Here is a 24,609-nt window from a genome sequence, read left to right as displayed (position 1 = left end):
TTACACCTTCTCTTTCACATTCTTACCAAGGATACCTGCAGGACGAATAATCAGAATCAAAAGCAAGATCCCATAAACTATAGCATCACGGAAATCAGACATACCAAAGGCAGTAGCAAAAGTTTCCAACAAGCCAATCACAAATCCCCCTAGAGCTGCACCAGGAATAATCCCGATACCACCAAGTACGGCTGCAACGAATGATTTTAGACCTGGAGTCACGCCCATCAAAGGTTCAAGAGAGTTGTAGTAAAGGGCAATGAGGACACCTGCCGCACCAGCAAGGGCTGAACCCAAAGCAAAAGTAAAGCTGATTGTACGATTTACATTAATTCCCATCAATTGAGCTGCATCACTATCAACTGATACCGCACGCATGGCTTTCCCCATTTTTGTTTTTTGGACGATTAATTGCAATAAAACCATCAACAGTACAGAAACTGCTAAAATCATCAATTGAACATTTGTCAAGCTAATTGGTCCCAAGTCAAAGCGGACTGTTTCAATTGCTTGAGGGAAGGCACGAGTATTGGCACCTACTAGATAAACCATTCCGTATTCCAGTAGGAAAGACACCCCGATGGCAGTAATCAATACGGCAATACGTGTAGAGTGTCGCAAAGGACGGTAAGCAAGAAATTCAATCACAACACCAAGTAGTGCGGTTCCTGCCATTGAAATAATCAAAGCTAAAAAGAAATCCATTTGGAAGGAATTAATCAAAAAGTAACCAATAAAGGCACCTATCATATAAATATCACCGTGGGCGAAGTTGATGAGTTTGATAATTCCATAAACCATGGTATAACCCAAGGCCAAAAGTGCATAAACACTACCCAGGATTAAACCATTCACAAGTTGTTGGAGCATAGCATTCACTCTTTTCTATCGTTATTTTTTAGAAAATTTCATCATTTTCACAAGTTCATAAACACCGAAACAGGGAGTGAGTCAAAGGCTCATTCCCTATTTCAACTACTATTCTAATGTTATGGTTTTACAACTTCTGCTGCTTCTACTTTACCATTGTTCATGGTCATCATGTAAGCAGTTTTCACTGTATTGTGGTCAGCATCAAAGCTCGTTTGACCAGTTACACCATCAAAATCTTTTGTTTTAGCAAGGTTATCCTTGATTTCACCTGAGTTTTTAGCACCTTTTGCAGCATTGGCTACTAGGTAAACTGAGTCATAAGCCAAGGCTGAGAAGGTTGAAGGTTCTTCATTATATTTAGCACGGTATGCTTCAAGGAAAGCTTTAGCTTTTTCAGAAACATCAACTGTAGTTGAGAATCCTGAGATGAAGTAAATGTTTGATGCTTTTTCAGCTGTCGCTTGTTGAACAAATTCTTCACCGTTAAATCCATCACCACCAACGATTGGTTTATCAATTCCCATACCACGGGCTTGATTTACGATTTTACCTGCTTCTGTGTAGTAGCCTGGGACAACGATAGCGTCAAACTCTTTCCCTTTCATTTTAGTAAGGGCTGCTTGGAAGTCTGTATCACCTGCTACAAACGTTTCATCTGCTACAATCTCACCCTTGTAGGTTTCACGGAAAGACTTAGCAATACCTTTAGCATAGTCACTAGCATTGTCAGTATAAAGAACAACCTTCTTAGCATTCAATTTGTTTGTCACATAGTTTGAAATAATCTTCCCTTGGAAGCTATCTTGGAATGTTCCGATAAATAGGTAATCTTGACCTTTAGTCAATCCATCTTGAGTAGCACTTGGTGAGATCAATGGCACTCCTGCTTTGGTAGCGTTAGCTACAGCTGCAGCAGTTGCACCAGATGTCGCAGGTCCCACAATGGCTGCCACTTTTGATTGGGTTACAAGGTTCGTTGTAACAGAAGCTGCTTCGGCAGTTTCTGACTTGTTGTCTTTGTCTACAACTTCGATTTGTTTTCCATCGATACCACCTGCTGCATTGATTTCATCAACGGCAAGTTGGGCCCCTTTTTGTTCAGATGTTCCGTAGGCTGCTACGGCACCTGTTTCTTCAAAGTTAAATCCGATTTTGATAGTCTTTTCGTCTACTGGGTTACCAGTTGTATTTGATGCTCCTGACTTGACCTCTCCACAGGCAGCGAGAAGAGCTATGCTAGCAAGAGCCACAAAAGATAGGGCAAATTTTTTCTTCATTTTTAATCTCCTTATAGTTGTTTCAAAAATAGTATGTTAAGAATATACCGAATTATCAGAAAATTGTCAACCTTTTTATTCACTTTTTTTAAATGATAACGTTTTCTTCATTTCGATAGAGATTCCCAACAAAGGGAGTTTCTAACTCTTGAATGTGACACCGCCTAATTTTCTTGATAAATCTTTCCTTACCTAATCTCTCTACTAAGTCATCTAACTCCTCAGTTGGAACATAGAGCTGCAAGTAACGATGCTTCTTAGAATGGTAACAGATGTCACCGTATTCCTGAAGTTTCTTTGCATCCCGATTATAGTAAAGATAGATGATTAATCCTGATCGATTGACCTTTTCAAACATGATAAATCCTCTTTCTAAGAAATCTTCTCCTATTATATCAAAAAAAGCAAACCCCGTCGAGTTTGCTTTTTAGCTTGGTTAGCTCAAAGAATTGTTGACCATGATTTCATCAATAAAACCATACTCAAGTGTTTCTTGGGCGCTCATCCAGTAATCACGTTCTGCGTCTACATGAATTTGCTCAACTGTTTTACCAGAGTTATCTGCAAGAATTTGCTCCAAAGTCTTACGAGTTTTAAGCAAGTGCTCTGCAGCGATTGCCATATCGGTTTGTTGGGTACCACCACCTGTACCACCCATTGGTTGGTGAATCATGTACTCTGCATTTGGAAGCATGAAACGTTTGCCTTTTGCTCCACTTGATGCAATGATAGTCCCCATTGAGGCCGCCATCCCCATCACGATGGTTTGGACATCTGCCCTGATAAAGTTCATGGTATCAACGATTGCCAAACCAGCTGAAACAGAACCACCCGGAGTATTTACATAAAGGTAAATATCTTTTGTACTGTCTTGGGCATCCAAGAAGAGCAATTGGGCGATAACGGAGTTGGCCATGTTGTCTTCAACTGGTCCAGTCAACATGATGATACGATCTTTTAGTAAACGTGAGTAAATATCATAGGAACGTTCTCCACGGCTTGTTTGTTCAATAACTACAGGAATCATTCATTTCTCCTTTTAATGTTAAATTTTCTTAGTCATACGACTCAATACAGAACTATTATATCTTTTTGGTCAAAAAAGGTCAAATTTTTGCTCTATTCTCTAAACAGAAACAAAAACTCAACCTCCTTTCAAGTCAAAAACGAACTTCTAGTTTCAATATTTACTTTGGGATTTTATTTGGTACCGAACAAGCGGTCTCCAGCATCTCCAAGACCTGGAACGATATAACCGTGTTCGTTCAAGCGTTCATCCAAGGCCGCAGTAAAAATTTCTACATCTGGGTGTGCTTCTTGAAGGGCTTTCACTCCTTCTGGAGCAGATACTAGGCAGACAAACTTGATATTGGATGCGCCACGTTTTTTAAGCGAATCTACAGCCAAGATTGCTGAGCCACCTGTTGCAAGCATTGGGTCAACGACAAAGATTTGACGTTGGTCAATATCTTCAGGCAATTTCACCAAGTATTCAACTGGTTGAAGGGTTTCTTCATCACGGTACATACCGATGTGTCCAACTTTTGCTGCTGGAACCAGATTCAAGAGACCATCTACCATCCCGATACCTGCACGCAAGATTGGGACAATCGCCAATTTTTTACCAGCCAATTGTTTTTGAACGGTCTTTGTGATAGGTGTTTCGATTTCCACGTCTTCAAGTGGAAGATCACGAAGTACTTCATATCCCATCAACATTGCAATCTCATCTACTAGCTCACGAAAAGCTTTTGTAGAAGTGTCTGTACGACGCAAGATTGACAATTTGTGTTGAATGAGTGGATGATTAATGACTTCAATTTTTCCCATTTTCTGAATTCCTTCTTTCAATTTATTCTTCTTATTATATCAAAAAACGGTTTAAAAAGCTGTCTAAACCATTTATTTTTATTAATTTTTAAATCAAATCTGCCTCTTGAAGAGCTGTCTGAACAGTCTCTAATGGTAAATGGGTTAATTCAGTGCCTTTTTCATGATAAAGGTACTGGGCATAGTCATCCATTCGGTACTGGTTGATATAAACCACGCGTTTGCAACCGACTTGTAAGAGTTGTTTTGTACAGTTGAGACAAGGGAAGTGGGTCACATAAGCTGTAAATCCCTTTGGAACCCCTCGTTCGGCCCCTTGCAAGATGGCATTGACCTCGGCGTGAAGGGTTCGGACACAGTGACCTTCTATGACCAGACATTCGTGGTCAATACAGTGCTCCGTTCCTGATACGGAACCATTGTAGCCTGTTGAAATGACTTTATTGTCCTTAACTAGGACAGCTCCCACTTTGGCACGTTTACAGGTCGAACGATTGGCAATCAGTAAAGCCTGGGCTGCAAAGTACTCGTCCCAAGCCAGTCTTTTTTCTGTCATAAGTCTTCTCCTTGTTCTCTATTTTTTGAAAAATGGCAAGCGTAAATCCGCAATCTTTTCAGCTGGAACCTTCATGCCATCCTTAATCCATTTAAGCAGAACCGATACGATGGCAGAGCTCCAAAAGGAATGAAGGTAGCTGCTAACGCCTTTTGACTTTCCGTGGTATTTTTCTAGAAATTCCTGCATGGCTTGGACAAAAATCTTTTCCAAATGATAGTCCAGAGCAAGTTGGATAACCTTGGCTTCTTTCTTGGCTGCGCGGAAAAGGTGAACCCAAACCAAATAAAGGTCCGTTTTAACATCGTAGTGGCTGAGCTGTTCCATGATATTATGGACACTGCGTTTAAAGACACTTTCCAAAATCTCTTCTTTAGAGTCATAGTTACGATAGAAGGCGGCGCGAGAGACACCTGCCCTCTTGACCAACTCTGAAATACTAATCTTTGCCAAGTCCTTTTTCTCTAGAAGTTGCAAAAGAGCAGTCTCAATCGCTTCTCTGGTCAAGAAATTGGATTCTTGATTTGATTTTCTGAGATTTTCAAGAGATTTTTCGGATATTTTACGTTCAGACATAACAATTTCTTTCTACTTGTGACAACAGAGAGGTGGTACTTTTGTTTCAAGGGCTTTCATGATATAATTGTAAAAAAAGACAGAACCTTTGTCAATGTATAAGTGACAAAGATGGAGAATTTCTATGACGTGGAAGATTGTAGCTGACTCTGGTTGTGATTATCGTCAACTGGCAACTCCTGCTATTGATACTGAATTTGTTAGTGTTCCTTTGACCATTCAAGTATCTGATCAGGTCTTTATAGATGATGCCAATCTCAACATTGACCACATGATGCGAACCATGTATGCAACTTCTGAGGCTTCAAAATCTGCCTGTCCTAGTCCGGATGATTACTTGCGTGCATTTGAAGATGCCAAGCATATCTTTGTCGTTACCATTACTGGTACTCTTTCTGGTAGCCATAATAGTGCACAGCTCGCTAAAAATATCTACCTTGAAGAACATCCTGACACTCAGATTCATGTTATTGATAGTTTATCTGCGGGTGGGGAAGTTGACTTGATTGTCGAAAAAATCAATGAATTGATTGATCAAGGACTTTCTTATGAGGAGATTGTTGAAGCTATCACAGCCTACCAAGAAAAAACAAAGTTGCTCTTTGTCCTTGCTAAGGTCGATAACTTGGTTAAAAATGGCCGTTTGAGCAAACTTATCGGTACAGTTGTTGGTCTTCTCAACATCCGTATGGTCGGGGAAGCAAGTGAAACTGGAACCTTAGAACTGCTCCAAAAAGCTCGTGGATCCAAAAAATCCCTTCAAGCAGCCTATGAAGAACTCATCAAAGCTGGCTACGCTGGTGGCCGTATCGTCATGGCGCATCGCAGCAATGAAAAATTCTGTCAACAATTGTCAGAACGCTTGATCCAAACCTTCCCACAAGCCAATATCAAAATTCTCCCAACCTCTGGTCTTTGCAGTTTTTATGCAGAAGATGGCGGTTTGTTGATGGGATATGAAATCAACTAAGATTATTAGCAACAAGAGATGCCAAGCATCTCTTGTTTTTTGTGGTACAATAAATCTATGAAACATTTTGATACTATTGTCATCGGTGGAGGGCCTGCTGGTATGATGGCTACGATTTCCAGTAGCTTTTATGGTCAGAAAACCCTTCTCATCGAAAAAAATCGGAAACTCGGAAAAAAATTAGCTGGTACAGGTGGTGGTCGTTGCAATGTAACTAACAATGGAAGTCTAGATGACCTACTAGCTGGCATCCCTGGAAATGGACGCTTTCTATACAGTGTCTTTTCCCAGTTTGATAACCAGGATATCATCAACTTTTTCACGGAAAACGGTGTTAAACTAAAGGTTGAGGACCACGGCCGTGTCTTTCCTGCTACTGACAAATCTCGGACCATTATCGAAGCCTTGGAGAAGAAAATCATTGAACTTGGTGGGCAAATTGCTACTCAAACAGAGATTGTTTCGGTTAAAAAGATAGACGACCATTTTGTCCTTAAGTCCGCAGACCAAAGCTTCACTTGTGATAAGCTGATTGTTACAACAGGTGGCAAATCTTATCCTTCGACTGGTTCGACTGGTTTTGGTCACGAGATTGCCCGTCATTTTAAGCACACCATTACAGAGCTTGAGGCAGCTGAAAGTCCTTTATTGACAGATCTTCCACATAAGGCCTTGCAGGGAATTTCGCTGGATGATGTGACCTTAAGCTATGGCAAGCATGTCATCACTCATGATCTACTCTTTACCCACTTTGGTTTGTCCGGCCCTGCTGCCCTACGTATGTCTAGCTTTGTCAAGGGCGGAGAGGTTCTCTCACTCGATGTTTTGCCTCAACTTTCTGAGAAGGACTTGGCTGCATTTCTAGAAGAGAATCGGGAAAAATCCTTGAAAAATGCTTTAAAAACCTTGCTTCCGGAACGCTTGGCAGAATTTTTGGTGCAAGGCTATCCTGAAAAAGTCAAACAACTGACTGAAAAGGAACGCGAACAACTTCTCCAGTCCATCAAGGCTCTCAAAATCCCTGTGACTGGAAAAATGTCTCTTGCCAAGTCCTTTGTCACCAAAGGCGGTGTCAGTCTCAAGGAAATCAATCCCAAAACTCTGGAAAGTAAGCTGGTACCTGGTCTCCACTTTGCAGGCGAGGTACTGGATATCAATGCCCACACGGGTGGCTTTAACATCACTTCTGCCCTCTGCACCGGCTGGGTGGCAGGCTCAAATCCAATAAGTACCAAATAAGAAAGGAAGCCCTTTGGAACATATTATTTTACTAAGAGGCGTTACTCCTAATGGAAAAAATGCTATCCCGAAAATGTCTTATTTGGTAGATATTTTGACAGAAACTGGGTTTCAACACGTCCGAACCTATATTCAAAGTGGAAATATCATTCTTGAAAGTGACTTAACCCTAGAAGAAATACGAGAACAGGTTCATGCTCTAATAAAGAATAAAATTGGTGCTGACTTAAAAATGATAATCAAGAATAAAAGTGATTTTACAAAAATTGTCCAAGAAAACCCGTTTGGAGAACACTATCTTTATGACCGTATACACGTGATTTTTTATCAAGAATCTATTCAAAGTCTCCCTTTAGAAAAATTAAAAATTGATCACGGTGAAGAAGAAATTTGTATCGGTAACCATTGTCTTTACCTCTATCTCCCTAGAACTGCAAAACGAAAAAAGCTCAATACCAACTATCTTGAAAAGCTATTTGGCGTTGATCTGACCATGCGAAAACTGAATGTAGTAGAAAAATTACTAACAAAATAAGTGAAAGAAAATGAACAGAAGAGAGTCAGTCGAATTTGTCAACATGTGCATGATTAAATACGGAAACAAGGTTCTGGTCCAAGACCGAGTTAGTCCTGACTGGCCTGGCATTACTTTTCCTGGCGGGCATGTTGAACGCGGCGAATCCTTTGTTGATGCTGTCATTCGTGAAGTGAGAGAAGAAACGGGTCTGACCATTTCCAAACCCCAACTCTGTGGTATCAAAGATTGGTATGATGATGAGGATTACCGTTATGTTGTCCTTTTTTACAAGACAGAACTCTTTACTGGTGAACTCCAGTCTTCAGACGAAGGGAAGGTTTGGTGGGAGGATTTTGACAATCTATCTCATCTAAAACTTGCTACTAATGATATGTCTGATATGCTTCGTGTATTTGTAGAAGAGGATCTGAGTGAATTCTTCTACTACAAAGACGGCGAAGACTGGCTTTATGATTTGAAGTAAAAAATAGGCTCGGAAATTCCTAGCCTATTTATTCTGCATTTGTTCGAACGTAAGCTGCAATGACATCTGATGTGTACTGGGCTGTACCAGATCCAAACTTGTCAATATTTTCCTTGAACTCTGGGTTGCAGACGTAGCCTTTACCGATATGTCCGAAGACTTCAATAGAGCAGTCAAATCCATAAGTACGAATGGCTTGCAAGAGCTTGACAGCTTGCTCTTGGTTTTCAATTGCTGTTGCAGGTAAACCAGCTTGAAGGTTTTGTGCCAAGGATTGAAAAACTTGGTTAAAGGCGGCCGTAGACTCATCTTCACGACCTTTTTGGCGTTCGAAGGCTTGATCCATGACTTCTTGACCATATTTTTCTACCGCTTCTTGGTGGTATTTTTGATTGTCTTGATAGCTAAATCCAGTGAATTTTTCTTCAATAGTCATTTTTCTTTCTCCTTTTTGATCTTGAATGGTTTTTTTCAAGGTGGAAATCAAGGTATCCAGGTGTTGCCTTTCTCGAGTCAAATACTCCAACTGCTTAGTCAAATGGGGCAATAAATCTGCCCTTTCTTCCTTTAACAGCTCTGCTATTTTTTCTAAAGAAAAACCTAGATATTTATAATACAGAATAACCTGAAGGCGTTCCAAATCCTCTTTACTATAGGTTCGATAGCCGTTTTCCAACTTTAAGGGAACCAAGAGCCCTATCTTATCGTAGTGATGCAGAGTCTTAACAGAGACACCTGAAAGCTGCGCAGCTTCTTTTATATGGTACATGATTTCCTCCTTACAAGCATAGTATAACCCCTCCCCTTAGGTCAGAGTCAAGTGTTTTTGCGAAAAATTTTTAACTTTTTGAGAAAGGTGTGAAAACTTGAAAATGGTTTTCTTGACAGACATCAGAAAACATGATAGGATAGTCAAGTCTATCAATCAAACAAAAGGCTCATAAAGAGCCATTGAGAGAAGGCTATTTGACAACTCAAGTAGCCTTTTCTTATTTAAAAAAGGAGATTGGAGTTTAACTATGTCAGAAAAATCGCAATGGGGCTCGAAACTTGGCTTTATCCTAGCATCTGCTGGCTCAGCTATCGGACTTGGATCCGTTTGGAAGTTTCCCTACATGACTGCTGCTAATGGCGGGGGAGGCTTTTTACTGGTCTTTCTCATTTCCACTATTTTAATCGGTTTCCCGCTCCTGCTGGCTGAGTTTGCCCTAGGTCGTAGTGCTGGCGTTTCCGCTATCAAAACCTTTGGAAAACTTGGCAACAATAACAAGTATAACTTTATCGGTTGGATTGGTGCCTTTGCCCTCTTTATCCTTCTCTCCTTTTACAGTGTCATTGGAGGTTGGATTCTGGTTTATCTGGGTATTGAGTTTAGGAAATTGTTCCAACTTGGTGGAACGGGTGATTATGCTCAGTTATTTACTTCAATCATTTCAAATCCAGCCATTGCCCTTGGCGCACAAGCTGCCTTTATCTTGTTGAATATCTTTATTGTATCACGTGGGGTTCAAAAAGGGATTGAAAGAGCCTCGAAAGTCATGATGCCCCTGCTCTTTATCATCTTTGTCGTGATCATTGGGCGCTCGCTCAGCTTACCAAATGCCATGGAAGGCGTTCTTTACTTCCTCAAACCAGACTTTTCAAAACTAACCAGCGCTGGTCTCCTCTATGCTCTGGGTCAATCTTTCTTTGCCCTCTCACTAGGGGTGACAGCCATGCTGACCTATGCGTCCTACTTGGACAAGAAAACCAATCTGGTCCAGTCAGGGATTTCCATCGTAGCCATGAACATATCGGTATCCATCATGGCGGGACTAGCCATTTTCCCAGCCATGTCAGCCTTCAATATTCAGTCTGAAGGGGGACCAAGCTTGCTCTTTATCGTCTTGCCCCAACTCTTTGACAAGATGCCTTTTGGAACTATTTTCTACATTCTTTTCCTCTTGCTCTTCCTCTTTGCGACGGTTACTTCTTCTGTCGTGATGCTGGAAATCAATGTGGGCAATATCACCAACCAGGACAACAGCAAACGTGCTAAGTGGAGTGCCATTTTAGGAATCTTGACCTTTGTTTTTGGCATTCCTTCAGCCCTATCTTACGGTGTTATGGCAGATGTTCACATTTTTGGAAAGACCTTCTTTGATGCTATGGACTTCTTGGTTTCCAACCTCCTCATGCCCTTTGGGGCTCTCTGTCTGTCTCTTTTTACTGGCTATATCTTTAAAAAGGCCCTTGCCATGGAGGAACTGCATCTTGATGAAAGAGCATGGAAACAAGGACTTTTCCAAGTCTGGCTTTTCCTCCTTCGTTTCATCATTCCTATTATCATCATTGTGGTTTTTATCGCCCAATTTATGTAATCAAAAAGGACTTGAGTAGTAAACTCAGGCCCTTTCTTTTTATGGATGGCTAACAATCAATTCCAAACCTTGCCCTTCCAAGGTCCAAGTTTCAACATCACTTGGTAGGATAAAGTGGCTCCCTTTTTGAATCGGATAGTTTTTTCCATCAACAGTGAGGTGACCTTGACCGGCTAAGACACTCAACAAGCTGTAGTCAGCTGTCTTTTCAAAGTCAACTTTTCCAGTGATTTCCCACTTGTAAACTGCGAAGAAGTCATTAGACACCAGAAGAGTTGAACGCAAATCATCAGCTTTGATAGTTACAGGACGGCTATTGGCAGGCTCTCCAATGTTTAAAACATCGATAGATTTTTCAAGGTGAAGTTCACGCAAGTTACCCTTGTCATCCTTACGGTCAAAGTCATAGACACGATAGGTGGTATCGCTAGACTGCTGGGTTTCAAGAATCAAGATACCTGCTCCGATAGCGTGCATGGTTCCGCTTGGTACATAGAAGAAATCTCCAGCCTTGACAGGGACTTTTGTTAATAGACCATCCCAGTTTTTAGCTTCGATTTGCTGGCGAAGTTCTTCCTTTGACTTAGCATTATGACCATAGATAATCTCTGATCCTTCATCTGCAGCGATGATATACCAGCATTCTGTTTTTCCAAGTTCACCTTCATGCTCTAGTCCATAGGCATCGTCTGGGTGAACTTGAACACTAAGCCAGTCATTGGCATCGAGGATTTTGGTCAAGAGTGGAAACACAGGTTCTGGACGGTTGCCAAACAACTCACGGTGTTCCGCATACAAAGTTGCTAGGTCTGTTCCCTCGTAGCGACCATTGGCTACCTTAGAAACTCCATTTGGATGAGCTGAGATAGCCCAGTATTCTCCGATTTTTTCACTTGGAATGTCGTAACCAAACTCATCACGTAGCTTGGTTCCACCCCAGATTTTTTCTTGCATAACTGATTTTAAAAATAATGGTTCTGACATGTCGATCTCCTGTCTGTTTTCTCCTTTCATTATAGCAAAAAAAGAGTTCCATTAGAACTCTTTTTCATATCTTATAAATTAGGGAGAAGATTTTATAAAAATAGTGAAGAAATCCCCTCATATGCTATAACTTTTGTTGGCGTTCAAACTCTACTATGCCCTTATTTCATACGATAAAAATCAAGCACTAGTCCGGAAGGGCCTCCAACTAACAGGCTTTCGGTTCCCCAATCGGTTACAACTGGACCGTTTAAAACCTGGATACCAAGCTCTTTCAACCGTTGGTAGTTCTGATCTACATCCTCAACCTCGATATGAAGAATGATTCCTGACTGAAAGTTTTCCAAAGGAATCAAATGATTTTGAGACAACATGAGGCAGTGACTGCCAATCGTGAACTGTGCAAAACTGTCGTCAACATAATCGGCTTTTTTATCCAAAATACGCTCCAAGTCGGCACAGACTTGAGGAACATTTGAAACGATGATATCTAATTGATTTAAATTCATTTACTATCCTCCAGAAAAAGACCGGATTGCTCCGATCTTTTCAAGTTCTGCTCTAAGAAAATCAAAGAATAAAATCTACAAAGTTTACCTTTGATTTTCGATGAGAGAAATTATTTGATTGCGCGTGATTGCAATCCTTCTTCTTCCAAGAAGAGGCGGAATGGTACGAGTTCTTCTGCTTCGTATTTTTCCTTGAAGGCTTTGATTGCTTCTTCTGAGTGAAGTTTTGGATCCAATTCAAGTACTTCTACTGGAAGTGGACGGTGTTGCGTGATGCGAGCATCGATAACAACAGTTTTACCTTCTTTGTTGAGTTTCACAGCTTCTGCAACAACTGCGTCGATGTCTTCGATACGATCAACTGTAAATCCAACAGCACCTTGTGCTTCAGCAATTTTTGCGTAGTCAGCGTTTGTGAAGTCACAACCAAACAAGTGTTTATTTGTGTCTTCGTATTTGTCCTTGATGAAGGCATATTTACCATTTGAGAAGATAACGTTGATAACTGGAAGGTCGTATTGAACGTTTGTGATCACGTCTGGGTAGCACATGTTGAATGCACCGTCACCCATGATGTTCCATACTTGGCGATCTGGATTGTCTTTTTTAGCAGCGATACCACCAGGAAGGGCAATACCCATTGTCGCAAAGAGTGGAGATGTACGCCACATGTTCTTAGGTGTCATGTGAAGGTGACGAGTAGATGTTTGAGTAGTGTCACCTACGTCGATTGAGTAGATAGCGTCTTGATCAGCATGTTTATTGATAGCATTGTAAACTTGGTACAATTGCAATTCACCCTCAGTTTTACCTTCGAGTTTGTTCATGTAATCACGCCAGTTTTGGTTGTTCTTAACGTTTGCACGCCACCATGGAGTAGATTCTACTGGGTTTACTTTGTCAAGGATTGCTTTCGCTGCTTGACCTGCATCACCAAGGATAGAAGCATCAAGGGCATGACGTTTACCAAGTTTGTAAGGGTCAATATCAACTTGGATGAATTTTTCAGTGTTCTTGAAGGCTTCGTAAACTTCAGCAAATGGGAAGTTTGAACCAAGGAAAAGAACGGTGTCTGCTTCAAAGACCACTTCGTTGGCTGGTTTCCAACCAACACGGTAAGCAGAACCTGTCAAACCTTCGTAGTCCCATTCAAAGGCTTCGAAGTTTTTACCAGTTGTGATGATTGGTGCTTTGATCTTACGTGACAATTCAGTGATGACATCACCAGCACCAACTCCACCGAAACCAGCGTAGATAACTGGACGTTCCGCATTGTTCAAGATCTCAACTGCTTTGTCAATTTCAACTTCGTTCAAAGCAGGAGCGATGAAGCGACGTTCGTAAGAACCTGATCCGTAGTATGAGTTTTCGTCGATTTCTTGGAAACCGAAGTTTACTGGGATTTCAACAACAGCTGGACCTTTTTTAGAAACTGCAGCACGGCAAGCTTCGTCAATTACTTTTGGCAATTGCTCAGCGTAAGCTACACGTTTGTTGTAGACAGCGATACCGTTGTACATTGGGTTTTGGTTCAATTCTTGGAAGGCATCCATGTTGAGTTCGTTAACTGGACGTGATCCAAGGATAGCAAGGAATGGAGTGTTATCCATAGCTGCATCGTAAACACCGTTAATCAAGTGAGTCGCACCTGGACCACCTGAACCAACAGCAACCCCGATTGAGCCGCCGAATTTAGCTTGCATTACCGCTGCAAGAGCACCTGTTTCTTCGTGGCGAACTTGCAAGAAGCGGATATCTTTGTCTTCAGCCAAAGCATCCATCAATGAGCTGAGTGTTCCTGATGGGATACCGTAGATTGTATCTACGCCCCATGTTTTCAATACATTAAGCATTGCTGCAGATGCAGTAATTTTCCCTTGAGTCATAATGATAACTCTCCTTCAAATATTTTTAAAACTTGATTCATCCGTTTTCATATATTATTTGGAAACGTTTCAGCAAATTTTTACTCTACTACTTTACCACATTTGTTTTGGGTCTCCTAAGAATGTGCTCAGAAATTTTTATTCTCTATTACAGTACAGTTTGAAAACGTTTTATGTGACTGTTTTATAATAAAAAGCGAGCAAGCTCGCTTTTAGTCTATTTTACTAAAGTTTAGTAAGAGTGAACTGGTCAGAACAGATACAGAACTAAAGGCCATGGCTAGACCTGCCAGTTCTGGATTGAGGGCCAATCCAACACCAGAAAAGATTCCTGCTGCAATCGGAATTCCGACGACATTGTAGATAAAGGCCCAGAAAAGATTGAGCAGAATACGGTTAAAGGTTTTCTTACTCATGTCAAAGGCACGAACCACTCCTAGGAGGTTATTAGTTGTCAACACTAAATCTGCTGACTCGATGGCGATATCCGTTCCAGCTCCCATAGCAATCCCCACATCTGCTACACTGAGGGCAGGAGCATCATTGATGCCATCACCAACAAAGGCTACTTTCCCAGCTGCTTGTAGTTTATGGATTTCATGGGCTTTTTCTTCTGGTAGGACGCCTGCAATGACCTCTTCGATTCCGATTTGATCTGCAATAGCACGCGCCACACCAGCATTATCTCCTGTCAGCATGACTGTTTTAAGACCACGTTTTTTCAACTGACTGATGGCTAGCTTAGCATTTTCCTTGGGAATATCTTGCAAAGCAAGCAAGCCTTTGATTTCATTATCAACAGCCAAGAAAACAACTGTCTTAGCTTCTTTTTCTAGTTCTTCTAGTTTTTCCTGATAAGCGCTGGAAATATCCATACTATCTAGCATTTTAGCATTTCCAAGTAAGACTTGTTTCCCAGCTATTTGCCCTGAAACACCTTTTCCGTGCAAGGCTTGGAAATTTTCGACAGTTTGAAACTCAAGTCCAGCTTCACTTGCTCTCTTGACAACAGCCTCAGCCAGTGGGTGTTGAGAAGCTTCTTCCAAGGAGGCAGCTAAGCCGAGCACTTCTGTCTCATCGCCAATGATATCAGTGACCACTGGTTTTCCTTCCGTCAAAGTCCCTGTCTTATCAAACACAATAGTTTGGACTTTCTGAATTTCCTGTAAGACTGTTCCATTTTTGAGAAGAACCCCCATTTTGGCACTGCGTCCTGTCCCTACCATAAGAGCTGTCGGTGTTGCAAGACCCAAGGCACAAGGGCAGGCAATAATCAAAACCGCAACTCCATAGAGAAGAGAAGACACAAAGCTAGCTCCAAGCACGACTACACTATCCCTGAGCAAAACGAACCAAACCCAAAAGGTCACGATTCCTAAAATGACAACTGCTGGGACAAAAATCCCTGAAATCTTATCCGTCAAGTCCTGAATCGGTGCGCGGCTAGTCTGAGCTTTCTTTACAAAGTCTACAATCTGTGCCAAAACAGTCTCTGAGCCAACCTTTTCTGCCCTAAAAATAAGCGTTCCGCTATTATTGATAGTTGAGCCAATGACAGTATCTCCAACTGTCTTGTCCACTGGCAGGCTCTCACCTGTCACCATGGATTCATCTATGCTGGACACACCTTCCACTACGGCACCATCAACTGCAATCTTTTCACCTGGACGCACTCGAACCAGGTCGCCTACCTTGACTTGGTCCAAGGGAACTTGAACATAGCTATCATCACGCAAGACTTCCGCTGTTTTAGCCTGCAAATCCAGTAGTTTCTCCACAGCTTGGGAAGTATTTTTCCTCATTTTCTCTTCAAAAACTGCCCCCAAAAGAACGAAGAAGAGGATAAATCCAGCACTTTCAAAGTAGACAGGGAGACCAGCAAAGAGGGCAACTAGACTATAGAGATAAGCCACTAGAGTTCCCAAAGCAACCAAGGTATCCATATTGGCATTGTGTTTTTTAAAGCTGGCCCAAGCGCTTTGGATATAAGGACCACCTGCTACTAACATAATAGGCGTTGTGGCTAGAAAGGTTCCCCAATGCATGACTTGGTGACTAATGCTGCCTGTCAACATCCCAATCATGAGAATCACAAGAGGCACAGTAAAGATACTGGTAATCCAAAAACGCTGTAAAAGTGATAAAGATTTTCGAGTCTTCTCAACTACGGTATAACTTCCCTTTTGCATCTTCATTCCACATGAGAATTCATGTTTCCCCAACTCTTGAGGTGTAAAACGAATGACCTTTTCCTCGTCTACTCCGATTGGTTCCAAGATGCCTTCTTCTTCAAAAAGAATTTCCTTGTAACAGTTTGAAGGGGTGGCACGATGAAAGGTAATTTCAGCGGGAATCCCTTTTTGGAGCTGGATATGGGCTGGGTGATAGCCTTTTTCAGCTGTGATACGGATTTTTTGAATGCCATTTTCCAGGCTTGCTTTCACAATTTCAGTCATCATTTCCTCCTACTCTACAATCATCTTGCCGTGCATCATATTCATGCCACATGCAAAGCCAAACTCTCCAGCCTGTTCAGGTGTGATTTCCACTACATACTCTTCACCCATAGGCAAGTCCGCATGCACTCCAAAATCTGGGAAAACAATCTGATCTAGGCAGGGTGAAGGGTCCTTACGGTCAAAGACAATACGGGCTGGCACTGATTTCTTAAGAATAATCAACTCAGGCGTATATCCCCCTTTGACTTCCACTCGAATCTCTTGGTAGCCCTTTTTTTGCTGAGCCTTTTGTCCAGATTTTTCAGGCTTTTTGAAAAACCAAATCAAGATAAACGCGATAAGGGCAATACAAATAATGGTTACAATACTATTTAACATGACGTCTCCTTTACATACAATTACATTTTACTTCTGTTACAGCGCTTGATTTCTTCTCAGAAATCACAGCTTCTAAGTCTTCCAAGTCAGCCTGAGTAAAATCACATTCAGCAATCAAATCAGCCAACAAGTTCTTAATCCTACGAGAACAAACCTTGTCCTTGATATCTTGGACAAGCAAGTCTCGGCTTTGGTCTAGAGTTAAAAGCGCCGAATAGACAAAGGACTTGCCCTCTTTTTTCCTAGTCAGGCACTCTTTCTCTACTAAGCGAGCCAAAAGAGTTTGAATGGTTGACTTGGACCAGTCGAACCGCTCCGCCAGAACCATGATCAAATCCCTACTGGTCTGCTCTCCTTGCATCCAAATAATCTTCATGACCTGCCATTCTGCATCTGAAATCTGCATAATCACACCTCCCAAATCTACATTTGTCAATTACAATTATCAGTATATCTCAAAAATCTACATTTGTCAATTATAAAAATTGATTTTTTTATAGCACTAGAAATGTTAAACACATTCCAAAACATCAAAAACCTCCACATAAGGTGGAGGCTTTCTACTTTATCAATACAATTTTAAGTCACGTGGGTCAACTGGGAAGGTTGGGTTGTATGGGTTATGACGGAGTTTGAAGTGTTTAACATCTTCAATAGTCTGAGTTCCAGACAACTGCATGACTGTCTTCAATTCCGTATTCAAGTGTTCAAAGACTTGACGTACACCAACACTACCACCGAGAGCCAAACCATAGATGACAGGGCGGCCAATAGCTACTAGATCCGCACCTGATGCCAAGGCTTTAAAGACGTGCTGACCGCGACGAACACCAGAGTCAAAGACAATTGGTACACGTTTATCAACTGCTTCTGCTACTTCTTGAAGTGAGTCAAAGGCAGCTGGTCCCCCGTCGATTTGGCGACCACCGTGGTTGGTTACCCAAATACCAGAAGCTCCTGCAGCAAGCGAACGTTCAACGTCCTCGCGGCATTGTGGTCCTTTAACGTAAACTGGTAATCCTGAGTATTCAGCGATAAATTCTACATCTCGTGGAGATAGTCGTTGTTTAGCTGATTTGTAAACAAAGTCCATTGATTTACCAGCTCCTTCTGGAAGGTATTCTTCAACAATGGGCATGCCAACTGGGAAGACGAATCCATTACGCTTGTCGACCTCACGATTGCCCCCTACAGTAGCGTCCGCCGTCAAGACAATCGCTTTGTAGCCTTCAGCCTTCACACGGTCCATGATGTGGCGGTTGATCCCGTCATCCTTACTAAAGTAAAATTGGAACCAGTGAGGTGTCCCTTGAAGGGCTTCCGTAATTTCTGGGAGGTCTACAGTAGAGTAAGAGCTGGTTGTATAGAGGGAACCGAACTCATGCACACCACGCGCAGTCGCCACTTCACCCTGTTCATTTGCTAATTTATGAGCCGCAACAGGCGCCATAATAATTGGTGAAGATAATTTTTCACCTGCAAATTCAATCTCTGTACTTGGATTTTCAACATCACAAAGCGTATGAGGAACGATGAGCTTGTGGTTAAAGGCGCGGATATTCTCCCGCAAAGTGAAAGTATCTTCCGCCCCACTAGCGATATAGCCAAATGCTGCTTTAGGAATAACTTGTTGCGCCATTGGCTCCAAATCATAGGTATTGATGAAATCTACAGGTCCTTCTGCATTGCTTGTTTTGTATGACATAAAATGTCCTCCTTGATAAGTAAGCGTTTACTTTGTATATTACAGAAATATCTTAACGCTTTTTTCAACACTTTTCAAATATTTTGTTTGGAAATTTCAGAAAGATTATGGCTATGATAAAAAATCCCTATAACGGCAATAAAAAATAGATATTATCCAAAGGAGATTTTAAGTGCTACAATAACTGTATTATTTCTAGATGGGAGGTTTTATTTTTGGATTGGTCCATTGTTGAACAATATCTACCACTATATCAAAAGGCATTCCTTCTAACCTTGCATATTGCAGTTTGGGGAATTTTGGGATCCTTTCTGCTCGGTTTAATCGTTAGTATCATCCGACATTATCGAATTCCTGTTTTTGCGCAAGTAGCGACAGCCTACATTGAATTATCGCGTAATACGCCCCTTTTGATTCAACTCTTCTTTCTCTACTTCGGTCTTCCCCGAATTGGGATTGTCCTATCTTCAGAAGTCTGTGCCACTTTAGGACTGGTTTTTTTAGGAGGCTCCTATATGGCTGAATCTTTCAGAAGCGGACTGGAAGCAGTCAGTCAAACTCAGCATGAGATTGGTTTAGCCATTGGGCTTACACCGTTTCAAGTTTTTCGCTACGTGGTTCTGCCGCAAGCAACAGCGGTGGCCCTACCGTCTTTTAGTGCCAATGTCATTTTCCTCATCAAGGAAACCTCTGTTTTCTCAGCAGTGGCTTTGGCCGACCTCATGTACGTCGCCAAGGACTTGATTGGGCTCTACTATGAGACAGACATTGCGCTAGCTATGTTGGTAGTTGCTTATCTGATGATGCTTCTCCCCATCTCACTGGTCTTTAGCTGGATAGAAAGGAGGCTCCGCCATGCAGGATTCGGGAATTCAAGTACTCTTTCAGGGAAATAATCTCCTGAGAATCTTACAGGGATTGGGTGTCACGATTGGGATATCCATCCTGTCTGTCCTCTTATCCATGATGTTCGGAACAGTCATGGGAATTGTCATGACCTCCCATTCTAGAGTCGTACGCTTCTTGACACGATTGTATCTGGAATTCATCCGTATCATGCCCCAGCTGGTGTTGCTCTTCATCGTTTACTTTGGCTTGGCTCGAAACTTTAATATCAATATCTCAGGTGAGACTTCAGCTATTATTGTTTTCACCCTCTGGGGAACAGCTGAAATGGGGGACTTGGTCCGTGGAGCTATCACTTCCCTTCCTAAGCATCAGTTTGAAAGTGGACAGGCGCTCGGCTTGACCAATGTTCAACTTTACTATCATATCATCATTCCACAGGTTTTGAGAAGATTGCTGCCACAAGCCATCAATCTTGTTACTCGGATGATCAAAACCACTTCCTTGGTTGTCTTGATTGGGGTTGTTGAAGTGACCAAGGTTGGACAACAAATCATCGATAGCAATCGCCTGACCATCCCAACCGCTTCCTTTTGGATTTATGGAACCATTCTGGTCCTGTATTTCGCAGTCTGTTTTCCTATTTCCAAACTATCCACTCACCTAGAAAAACATTGGAGGAATTAAATGTCTGAAACTATCTTAGAAATCAAGGAACTCAAAAAATCCTTTGGAGACAATCCCATCCTCCAAGGACTTTCTCTAGATATCAAAAAAGGGGAAGTTGTGGTTATTCTGGGTCCATCTGGTTGTGGGAAAAGTACCCTCCTTCGTTGCCTTAATGGCTTAGAAAGTATTCAAGGTGGAGATATCCTGCTGGATGGTCAGTCTATCGTTGCAAATAAAAAAGATTTTCACCTAGTTCGCCAAAAGATTGGCATGGTCTTTCAAAGTTATGAACTCTTTCCCCATTTGGATGTTCTACAAAACCTCGTCCTTGGTCCTATCAAGGCTCAGGGAAGAGACAAGAAGGAAGTAACGGAGGAAGCTTTGCGACTACTGGAACGTGTGGGTTTGCTCGATAAAAAAGACAGTTTTGCTCGCCAATTATCTGGTGGACAGAAACAACGAGTTGCGATTGTCCGTGCCCTGCTCATGCATCCAGAAATTATCCTCTTTGACGAAGTGACGGCTTCACTGGATCCAGAAATGGTGCGTGAAGTTCTGGAACTCATTAATGACTTAGCTCAAGAAGGGCGCACCATGATTCTGGTAACCCACGAAATGCAGTTTGCCCAAGCTATTGCAGATCGGATAATCTTCCTCGACCAAGGGAAAATCGCTGAAGAAGGAACGGCTCAGGAATTCTTCACTAATCCACAAACCAAACGAGCACAGGAATTTTTAAACGTCTTTGACTTTAGCCAGTTCGGCTCATATCTATAAAGGAGATTTTTATGAAACTACTCAAACCAATTCTAACTGTTTTTGCCCTAGCCTTTGCGCTTATCTTTATCACAGCTTGTAGCTCAAGTGAAAGCTCTGATGCTTCATCAGGAAAAAAAACCGCCAAGGCCCGCACTATCGACGAAATCAAAAAAAGCGGTGAGCTTCGAATCGCGGTATTTGGTGACAAAAAACCATTTGGTTATGTTGACAACGACGGTTCCTACCAAGGATACGATATCGAATTGGGTAACCAATTAGCTCAAGACTTGGGAGTAAAGGTTAAATACGTCTCTGTTGATGCTGCCAACCGCGCTGAATACTTGATTTCAAACAAGGTGGATATCACCCTTGCCAACTTCACAGTTACTGACGAACGAAAGAAGCAAGTTGATTTTGCCCTTCCTTACATGAAAGTTTCCCTCGGTGTCGTGTCACCAAAAGATAAAGTCATCAAAGACGTTAAAGAATTAGAAGGCAAAACCTTGATTGTTACAAAGGGAACGACTGCTGAAACTTATTTTGAGAAAAATCACCCAGAAGTAAAACTCCAAAAATACGACCAATATAGCGATGCCTACCAAGCCCTTCTTGACGGACGTGGAGATACCTTCTCTACTGACAATACGGAAGTCCTAGCTTGGGTACTTGAAAACAAAGGATATGAAGTCGGAATTTCTTCCCTCGGAGATCCAGATACTATTGCGCCAGCAGTCCAAAAAGGTAACCAAGAACTACTCGACTACATCAACCAAGAAATTGAAAAACTTGGTAAAGAAAACTTCTTCCACAAAGCTTATGAAAAAACACTTCACCCAACCTACGGTGACGCTGCTAAGGCAGATGATCTAGTTGTTGAAGGTGGAAAAGTAGACTAACATCTAATAAACATAACAAAAAGAAATCAGATAATCCTAGTGACTACCTGATTTTCTATGTTTTAAACGTTTTGCCAATTTTCTTGGTCTTCTTTAAAGCGTTTTAGGAGAGCGAGTCCTTCTGGTGTGATGTAACCTTCTTCTTGGGCTAGGTGGATCAGTTCACTGTAGTTAGAAAGCGTCACAAGTTTGACACCAGCATCCGCAAAATTCTTATCTGCTTTTGGCAATTGATAGCTGAAAATCGCTACGACACCAAGAACATCGGCTCCTTCACGTTTAGCAGCTGCTACGGCTTCAAGAACAGACCCACCCGTTGAAATGAGGTCTTCAACAACAACCATCTTTTGCCCTTGAGCTACACGGCCTTCGATTTGATTACCAGCTCCGTGATCTTTTGGTTTGCTGCGGATGTAGGCAAAAGGCAAGTTCATCTTGTCAGCGATAATAGCTCCGTGAGGAATTCCTGCTGTCGCAGTTCCTGCAATCACTTCTACTTCTGGAAATTCTGCTTTAATAGCTTCCACAAAACCATTTTCAATTAGGGTACGAGTTTCTGGATAGGCAAGCGTCACACGGTTGTCAGTATAAATCGGCGATTTGATACCAGATGCCCAAGTGAAAGGCTCCTCTGGTTTGAGGTAAACGGCTTGGATTTTCAAGAGGTGGCTAGCGATATCTTTAGCAAGTGTCATAGTATTCTCCTTTTGTTTTTGTAATCTATTTCTTTAATTTCTGTCTTGGTTCTGGTTCCATTCATCCTTGATAGCATGATAAGCTGCAACAGGATCTTCAGCTTGGGTAATGGGACGTCCCACTACGATATAGTCACTACCGATTTGATAGGCGTCAGCAGGTGTCATGACACGTTTTTGGTCTCCTACCGCAGCTCCAGCTGGACGAATACCAGGTGTCAGACAGATAAAATCTGGATTGGTGGCCTGCTTGATGAGTTGCACTTCCTGGGCCGAGCAAACGACACCATCCAAGCCTGCTTCAGCTGTCTTCTTGGCATAGTGAATCACAGACTCTTGCAGACTGGTTTGAATATTTTGAAAATCCTGCATCTGGCTTTCCGACGTTGATGTAAGCTGGGTCACAGCGATCAATTTGGCTTGTGTCCCAAGACCTTCACGCGCTGCCTTCATCATCTCCACACCACCAGCAGCATGAACATTGGTCATGTCTACACCAAGCTGAGATAAGACCTTCATAGCCGATTTGACTGTATTGGGAATGTCATGTAGCTTGAGATCCAGAAAGACACTATGCCCCAATGACTTCAAATAACGGACAACTTCAGGACCTTCCGCATAATAAAGCTCCATCCCCACTTTTAGATAAAGACTTTCTTCTGCTGGGAAAAGAGATAAAAATTCCTTGACCGCCTCAAAACTAGGAAAATCAAGAGCAATAACTGGACGATGTTCACGCATACCTTTCTCCTTTTACCTTTACGAGCAAGAGAGTATGGTCAAAAATAAACCACGAAAAAAGGAACCTGCCAACAGCAAGGTTCCACGAAAAATGGGTAGAGTCCACCCTTTCACCGTCTAACCTTAGCTGCCTCTCTGGACTGCTTTAAAGGTTTTTTTCTATTCTATTATTTATACTAGGACTTGTCAAGCAAAAACTCGAAACTGGACTTCTATACCATTCAAAATCAAGAGGAAAAGTTAGTCTAACGACTCTGTGATTGCTGGCTCGTTTGGTTTTGATTTCCCTGTTCTTCTTGTTTTTTCTTTTCTTCTTCCTGTTTTTTCTTCTCAGCTTCCTTTGCCTCTTGCTTGGCTTTTTCTTCTGCTTCTTCTATCAGCTTATCCGCTATGGTATAGCTGTATGCTCCAGCCTCCATATCGACCACACTCGGTTCTGCTAACTGTGGCTTGATTTTGCTGTAATAAGGCAATTTCTTGCTCAATTCTGACAGGGGAACCAATATTTCATCTGTATCCAGCATGGTGATTTTTAGAAGATCGGCAGTTGCCTTACTTGGAGCTAGTTCGATCTTCTGGATTTTACTCTTGATATCCTCACTGATGCTAGAAAGACCCGAAATCAGATCCTTCACCTGCTGCTCGTCATTAAAGGTAACTGTCAGATAAGTCTCAGGCAAGTTTAAGCGATTTACAGGAGTTGACTCAACCGCACCACTAGAAAGAATTGGATAATACTCTTCACCAGACACATAATAACCGACAATATCAAACTCCTTAACCTCAATCGTAAAGTTAGTCGGAAATTGATAGTCAATCTTCGCTGATTCTATCCAATGGTTAGACTTGATTCGCTCAGCGTATGTTTCTTTATCCAACAATAGAGCTAAAGTATAGTCACTATCTTGAATTCCAGAAGCCTGTTTGATGTCATCCGCCTGCGTGTTACTATTTCCCTTAACCTCGATATTTTTGATGGTCGAAAGTGGAGTCAACAGATAGACTGAAAAAAGGAGGACTAGGACACTCGGTACCAAGATACTCACAGCTCGCCAAATATGAACAGGCGCAATTTTAGGTTTGGCTGGTTTCTCTGTTTTTTCTTTTTTCTTCTCTTTTTCTTCTTTGACTTTAGAATCATCCTTTTGAGATTTTTCTTCTTTTTCGGATGATTCTTCGTCTGGAACAGTTTCGTTCTGGTCGGAATCACTTGATGACTTCTTACTTTCCTCTAACGACTTAGAGTTTTTCCCCATTCGAGCCTGTTTTTCCTTTTCCTTCTCCTCAGCTAGGGCAGCTTCTTCCTCAGCCTTCTTCTTTAGGTATTCCTGGTTTCGTTTCTGCCATTCAGACAATTCTTGCTTCTGGTTTGATTCTTTTTTCTTATCCTTTGACATTGA

The 24,609-nt window shown here is 41.8% G+C and carries 26 protein-coding genes and 1 pseudogene; 9 read left to right on the top strand and 18 right to left on the bottom strand.

Translation table 11 applies throughout. The features are described from left to right. The 7 genes from AC4ME5_RS06800 to AC4ME5_RS06770 all read right to left on the bottom strand — a co-directional run bounded on the left by AC4ME5_RS06800 (position 1) and on the right by AC4ME5_RS06770 (position 5,112). On the bottom strand, positions 1 to 870 hold the full coding sequence (locus tag AC4ME5_RS06800) for a branched-chain amino acid ABC transporter permease (RefSeq protein ID WP_007517552.1): 870 nt from the start codon (positions 868 to 870) through the stop codon (positions 1 to 3). 119 nt (positions 871 to 989) lie between these two features. Then, entirely contained in the window at positions 990 to 2,150 is a 1,161-nt protein-coding gene (locus tag AC4ME5_RS06795) for an ABC transporter substrate-binding protein (RefSeq protein WP_491800392.1), read from the bottom strand. A gap of 88 nt (positions 2,151 to 2,238) precedes the next feature. After that, positions 2,239 to 2,508, bottom strand: coding sequence for a YlbG family protein (locus AC4ME5_RS06790; RefSeq protein WP_000462130.1), 270 nt, complete (start codon positions 2,506 to 2,508; stop codon positions 2,239 to 2,241). Positions 2,509 to 2,586: 78 nt separating this feature from the next. After that, entirely contained in the window at positions 2,587 to 3,177 is a 591-nt protein-coding gene (locus AC4ME5_RS06785) for an ATP-dependent Clp protease proteolytic subunit (protein ID WP_061588314.1), read from the bottom strand. Between the two features lie 173 nt (positions 3,178 to 3,350). Then, positions 3,351 to 3,980, bottom strand: coding sequence for a uracil phosphoribosyltransferase (gene upp / locus AC4ME5_RS06780; protein ID WP_000515972.1), 630 nt, complete (start codon positions 3,978 to 3,980; stop codon positions 3,351 to 3,353). A gap of 88 nt (positions 3,981 to 4,068) precedes the next feature. Next, complete coding sequence (locus AC4ME5_RS06775) at positions 4,069 to 4,536, bottom strand: deoxycytidylate deaminase (RefSeq protein WP_000136986.1); 468 nt, start codon at positions 4,534 to 4,536, stop codon at positions 4,069 to 4,071. 18 nt (positions 4,537 to 4,554) lie between these two features. Next, positions 4,555 to 5,112 (bottom strand): TetR/AcrR family transcriptional regulator, encoded by a 558-nt coding sequence (locus tag AC4ME5_RS06770; RefSeq protein ID WP_000003897.1) that lies wholly within the window; start codon positions 5,110 to 5,112, stop codon positions 4,555 to 4,557. Between the two features lie 124 nt (positions 5,113 to 5,236). On the opposite strand from AC4ME5_RS06770, the gene AC4ME5_RS06765 reads away from it, so the two are divergent. Genes AC4ME5_RS06765 through AC4ME5_RS06750 form a run of 4 tightly spaced genes read left to right on the top strand, consistent with a single transcriptional unit; the run spans position 5,237 to position 8,322 of the window. Beyond that, positions 5,237 to 6,082: a DegV family protein gene (locus tag AC4ME5_RS06765; protein ID WP_045617453.1), complete on the top strand. Its 846-nt coding sequence runs from the start codon at positions 5,237 to 5,239 to the stop codon at positions 6,080 to 6,082. A 57-nt stretch (positions 6,083 to 6,139) separates the two neighbouring features. Then, a complete protein-coding gene (gene aao, locus AC4ME5_RS06760; RefSeq protein ID WP_491800391.1) occupies positions 6,140 to 7,321 on the top strand; it encodes an aminoacetone oxidase in 1,182 nt (393 codons plus the stop codon). Positions 7,322 to 7,334: 13 nt separating this feature from the next. Further along, positions 7,335 to 7,856 carry a DUF1697 domain-containing protein gene (locus AC4ME5_RS06755; RefSeq protein ID WP_084939179.1) on the top strand — a complete coding sequence of 174 codons (522 nt, stop codon included), beginning with the start codon at positions 7,335 to 7,337 and terminating at the stop codon, positions 7,854 to 7,856. 10 nt (positions 7,857 to 7,866) lie between these two features. Beyond that, positions 7,867 to 8,322 (top strand): 8-oxo-dGTP diphosphatase, encoded by a 456-nt coding sequence (locus AC4ME5_RS06750; protein WP_084939180.1) that lies wholly within the window; start codon positions 7,867 to 7,869, stop codon positions 8,320 to 8,322. Positions 8,323 to 8,350: 28 nt separating this feature from the next. Here the strand turns inward: AC4ME5_RS06750 and AC4ME5_RS06745 are convergent, their stop codons facing one another. Next, positions 8,351 to 9,091, bottom strand: coding sequence for a MerR family transcriptional regulator (locus AC4ME5_RS06745; RefSeq protein ID WP_084939181.1), 741 nt, complete (start codon positions 9,089 to 9,091; stop codon positions 8,351 to 8,353). A gap of 250 nt (positions 9,092 to 9,341) precedes the next feature. Here AC4ME5_RS06745 and AC4ME5_RS06740 point away from each other — a divergent pair. Then, positions 9,342 to 10,701, top strand: a pseudogene (locus AC4ME5_RS06740) (sodium-dependent transporter). Between the two features lie 20 nt (positions 10,702 to 10,721). On the opposite strand, the gene manA reads toward AC4ME5_RS06740, so the two are convergent. The 7 genes from manA to lctO form a co-directional block, all read right to left on the bottom strand. Beyond that, complete coding sequence (manA, locus tag AC4ME5_RS06735; RefSeq protein WP_084939497.1) at positions 10,722 to 11,666, bottom strand: mannose-6-phosphate isomerase, class I; 945 nt, start codon at positions 11,664 to 11,666, stop codon at positions 10,722 to 10,724. Between the two features lie 161 nt (positions 11,667 to 11,827). After that, positions 11,828 to 12,175 carry a VOC family protein gene (locus AC4ME5_RS06730; protein WP_084921436.1) on the bottom strand — a complete coding sequence of 116 codons (348 nt, stop codon included), beginning with the start codon at positions 12,173 to 12,175 and terminating at the stop codon, positions 11,828 to 11,830. A gap of 110 nt (positions 12,176 to 12,285) precedes the next feature. Further along, positions 12,286 to 14,061, bottom strand: a complete 1,776-nt coding sequence (gene spxB / locus AC4ME5_RS06725; protein ID WP_000191796.1) for a pyruvate oxidase — start codon at positions 14,059 to 14,061, stop codon at positions 12,286 to 12,288. A 212-nt stretch (positions 14,062 to 14,273) separates the two neighbouring features. After that, the gene (locus AC4ME5_RS06720) at positions 14,274 to 16,517 is read right to left on the bottom strand and encodes a heavy metal translocating P-type ATPase (RefSeq protein WP_491800390.1); all 2,244 of its coding nucleotides are present in this window, start codon (positions 16,515 to 16,517) and stop codon (positions 14,274 to 14,276) included. Between the two features lie 9 nt (positions 16,518 to 16,526). After that, positions 16,527 to 16,898, bottom strand: a complete 372-nt coding sequence (locus AC4ME5_RS06715) for a cupredoxin domain-containing protein (protein ID WP_045590779.1) — start codon at positions 16,896 to 16,898, stop codon at positions 16,527 to 16,529. 10 nt (positions 16,899 to 16,908) lie between these two features. Next, positions 16,909 to 17,304 (bottom strand): CopY/TcrY family copper transport repressor, encoded by a 396-nt coding sequence (locus AC4ME5_RS06710; protein WP_491800389.1) that lies wholly within the window; start codon positions 17,302 to 17,304, stop codon positions 16,909 to 16,911. Positions 17,305 to 17,466: 162 nt separating this feature from the next. Then, a complete protein-coding gene (lctO, locus tag AC4ME5_RS06705; protein ID WP_007520391.1) occupies positions 17,467 to 18,603 on the bottom strand; it encodes an L-lactate oxidase in 1,137 nt (378 codons plus the stop codon). A 215-nt stretch (positions 18,604 to 18,818) separates the two neighbouring features. On the opposite strand from lctO, the gene AC4ME5_RS06700 reads away from it, so the two are divergent. Genes AC4ME5_RS06700 through AC4ME5_RS06685 form a run of 4 tightly spaced genes read left to right on the top strand, consistent with a single transcriptional unit; the run spans position 18,819 to position 21,773 of the window. Further along, positions 18,819 to 19,499, top strand: a complete 681-nt coding sequence (locus AC4ME5_RS06700; protein WP_096421893.1) for an amino acid ABC transporter permease — start codon at positions 18,819 to 18,821, stop codon at positions 19,497 to 19,499. Next, entirely contained in the window at positions 19,459 to 20,136 is a 678-nt protein-coding gene (locus tag AC4ME5_RS06695) for an amino acid ABC transporter permease (RefSeq protein ID WP_007520393.1), read from the top strand. The genes AC4ME5_RS06700 and AC4ME5_RS06695 overlap by 41 nt, the downstream gene beginning before the upstream one ends. Further along, positions 20,137 to 20,895: an amino acid ABC transporter ATP-binding protein gene (locus AC4ME5_RS06690; protein ID WP_491800388.1), complete on the top strand. Its 759-nt coding sequence runs from the start codon at positions 20,137 to 20,139 to the stop codon at positions 20,893 to 20,895. Between the two features lie 11 nt (positions 20,896 to 20,906). Further along, a complete protein-coding gene (locus AC4ME5_RS06685; RefSeq protein WP_491800387.1) occupies positions 20,907 to 21,773 on the top strand; it encodes a cysteine ABC transporter substrate-binding protein in 867 nt (288 codons plus the stop codon). Positions 21,774 to 21,835: 62 nt separating this feature from the next. On the opposite strand, the gene pyrE is transcribed toward AC4ME5_RS06685, so the two are convergent. From pyrE to AC4ME5_RS06670, 3 genes are all read right to left on the bottom strand, one after another. After that, a complete protein-coding gene (pyrE, locus tag AC4ME5_RS06680; RefSeq protein WP_371498980.1) occupies positions 21,836 to 22,468 on the bottom strand; it encodes an orotate phosphoribosyltransferase in 633 nt (210 codons plus the stop codon). A 33-nt stretch (positions 22,469 to 22,501) separates the two neighbouring features. After that, positions 22,502 to 23,209 (bottom strand): orotidine-5'-phosphate decarboxylase, encoded by a 708-nt coding sequence (gene pyrF, locus AC4ME5_RS06675; RefSeq protein WP_491800386.1) that lies wholly within the window; start codon positions 23,207 to 23,209, stop codon positions 22,502 to 22,504. Positions 23,210 to 23,454: 245 nt separating this feature from the next. Then, positions 23,455 to 24,606, bottom strand: coding sequence for a cell division protein FtsQ/DivIB (locus AC4ME5_RS06670; RefSeq protein ID WP_491800385.1), 1,152 nt, complete (start codon positions 24,604 to 24,606; stop codon positions 23,455 to 23,457). Positions 24,607 to 24,609 lie beyond the last annotated feature (3 nt).

This window comes from Streptococcus sp. A69 (genome assembly GCF_058556195.1).
Note: the sequence above shows the minus strand (reverse complement) of the source record. Positions and strands in the feature narration are given on the sequence as shown.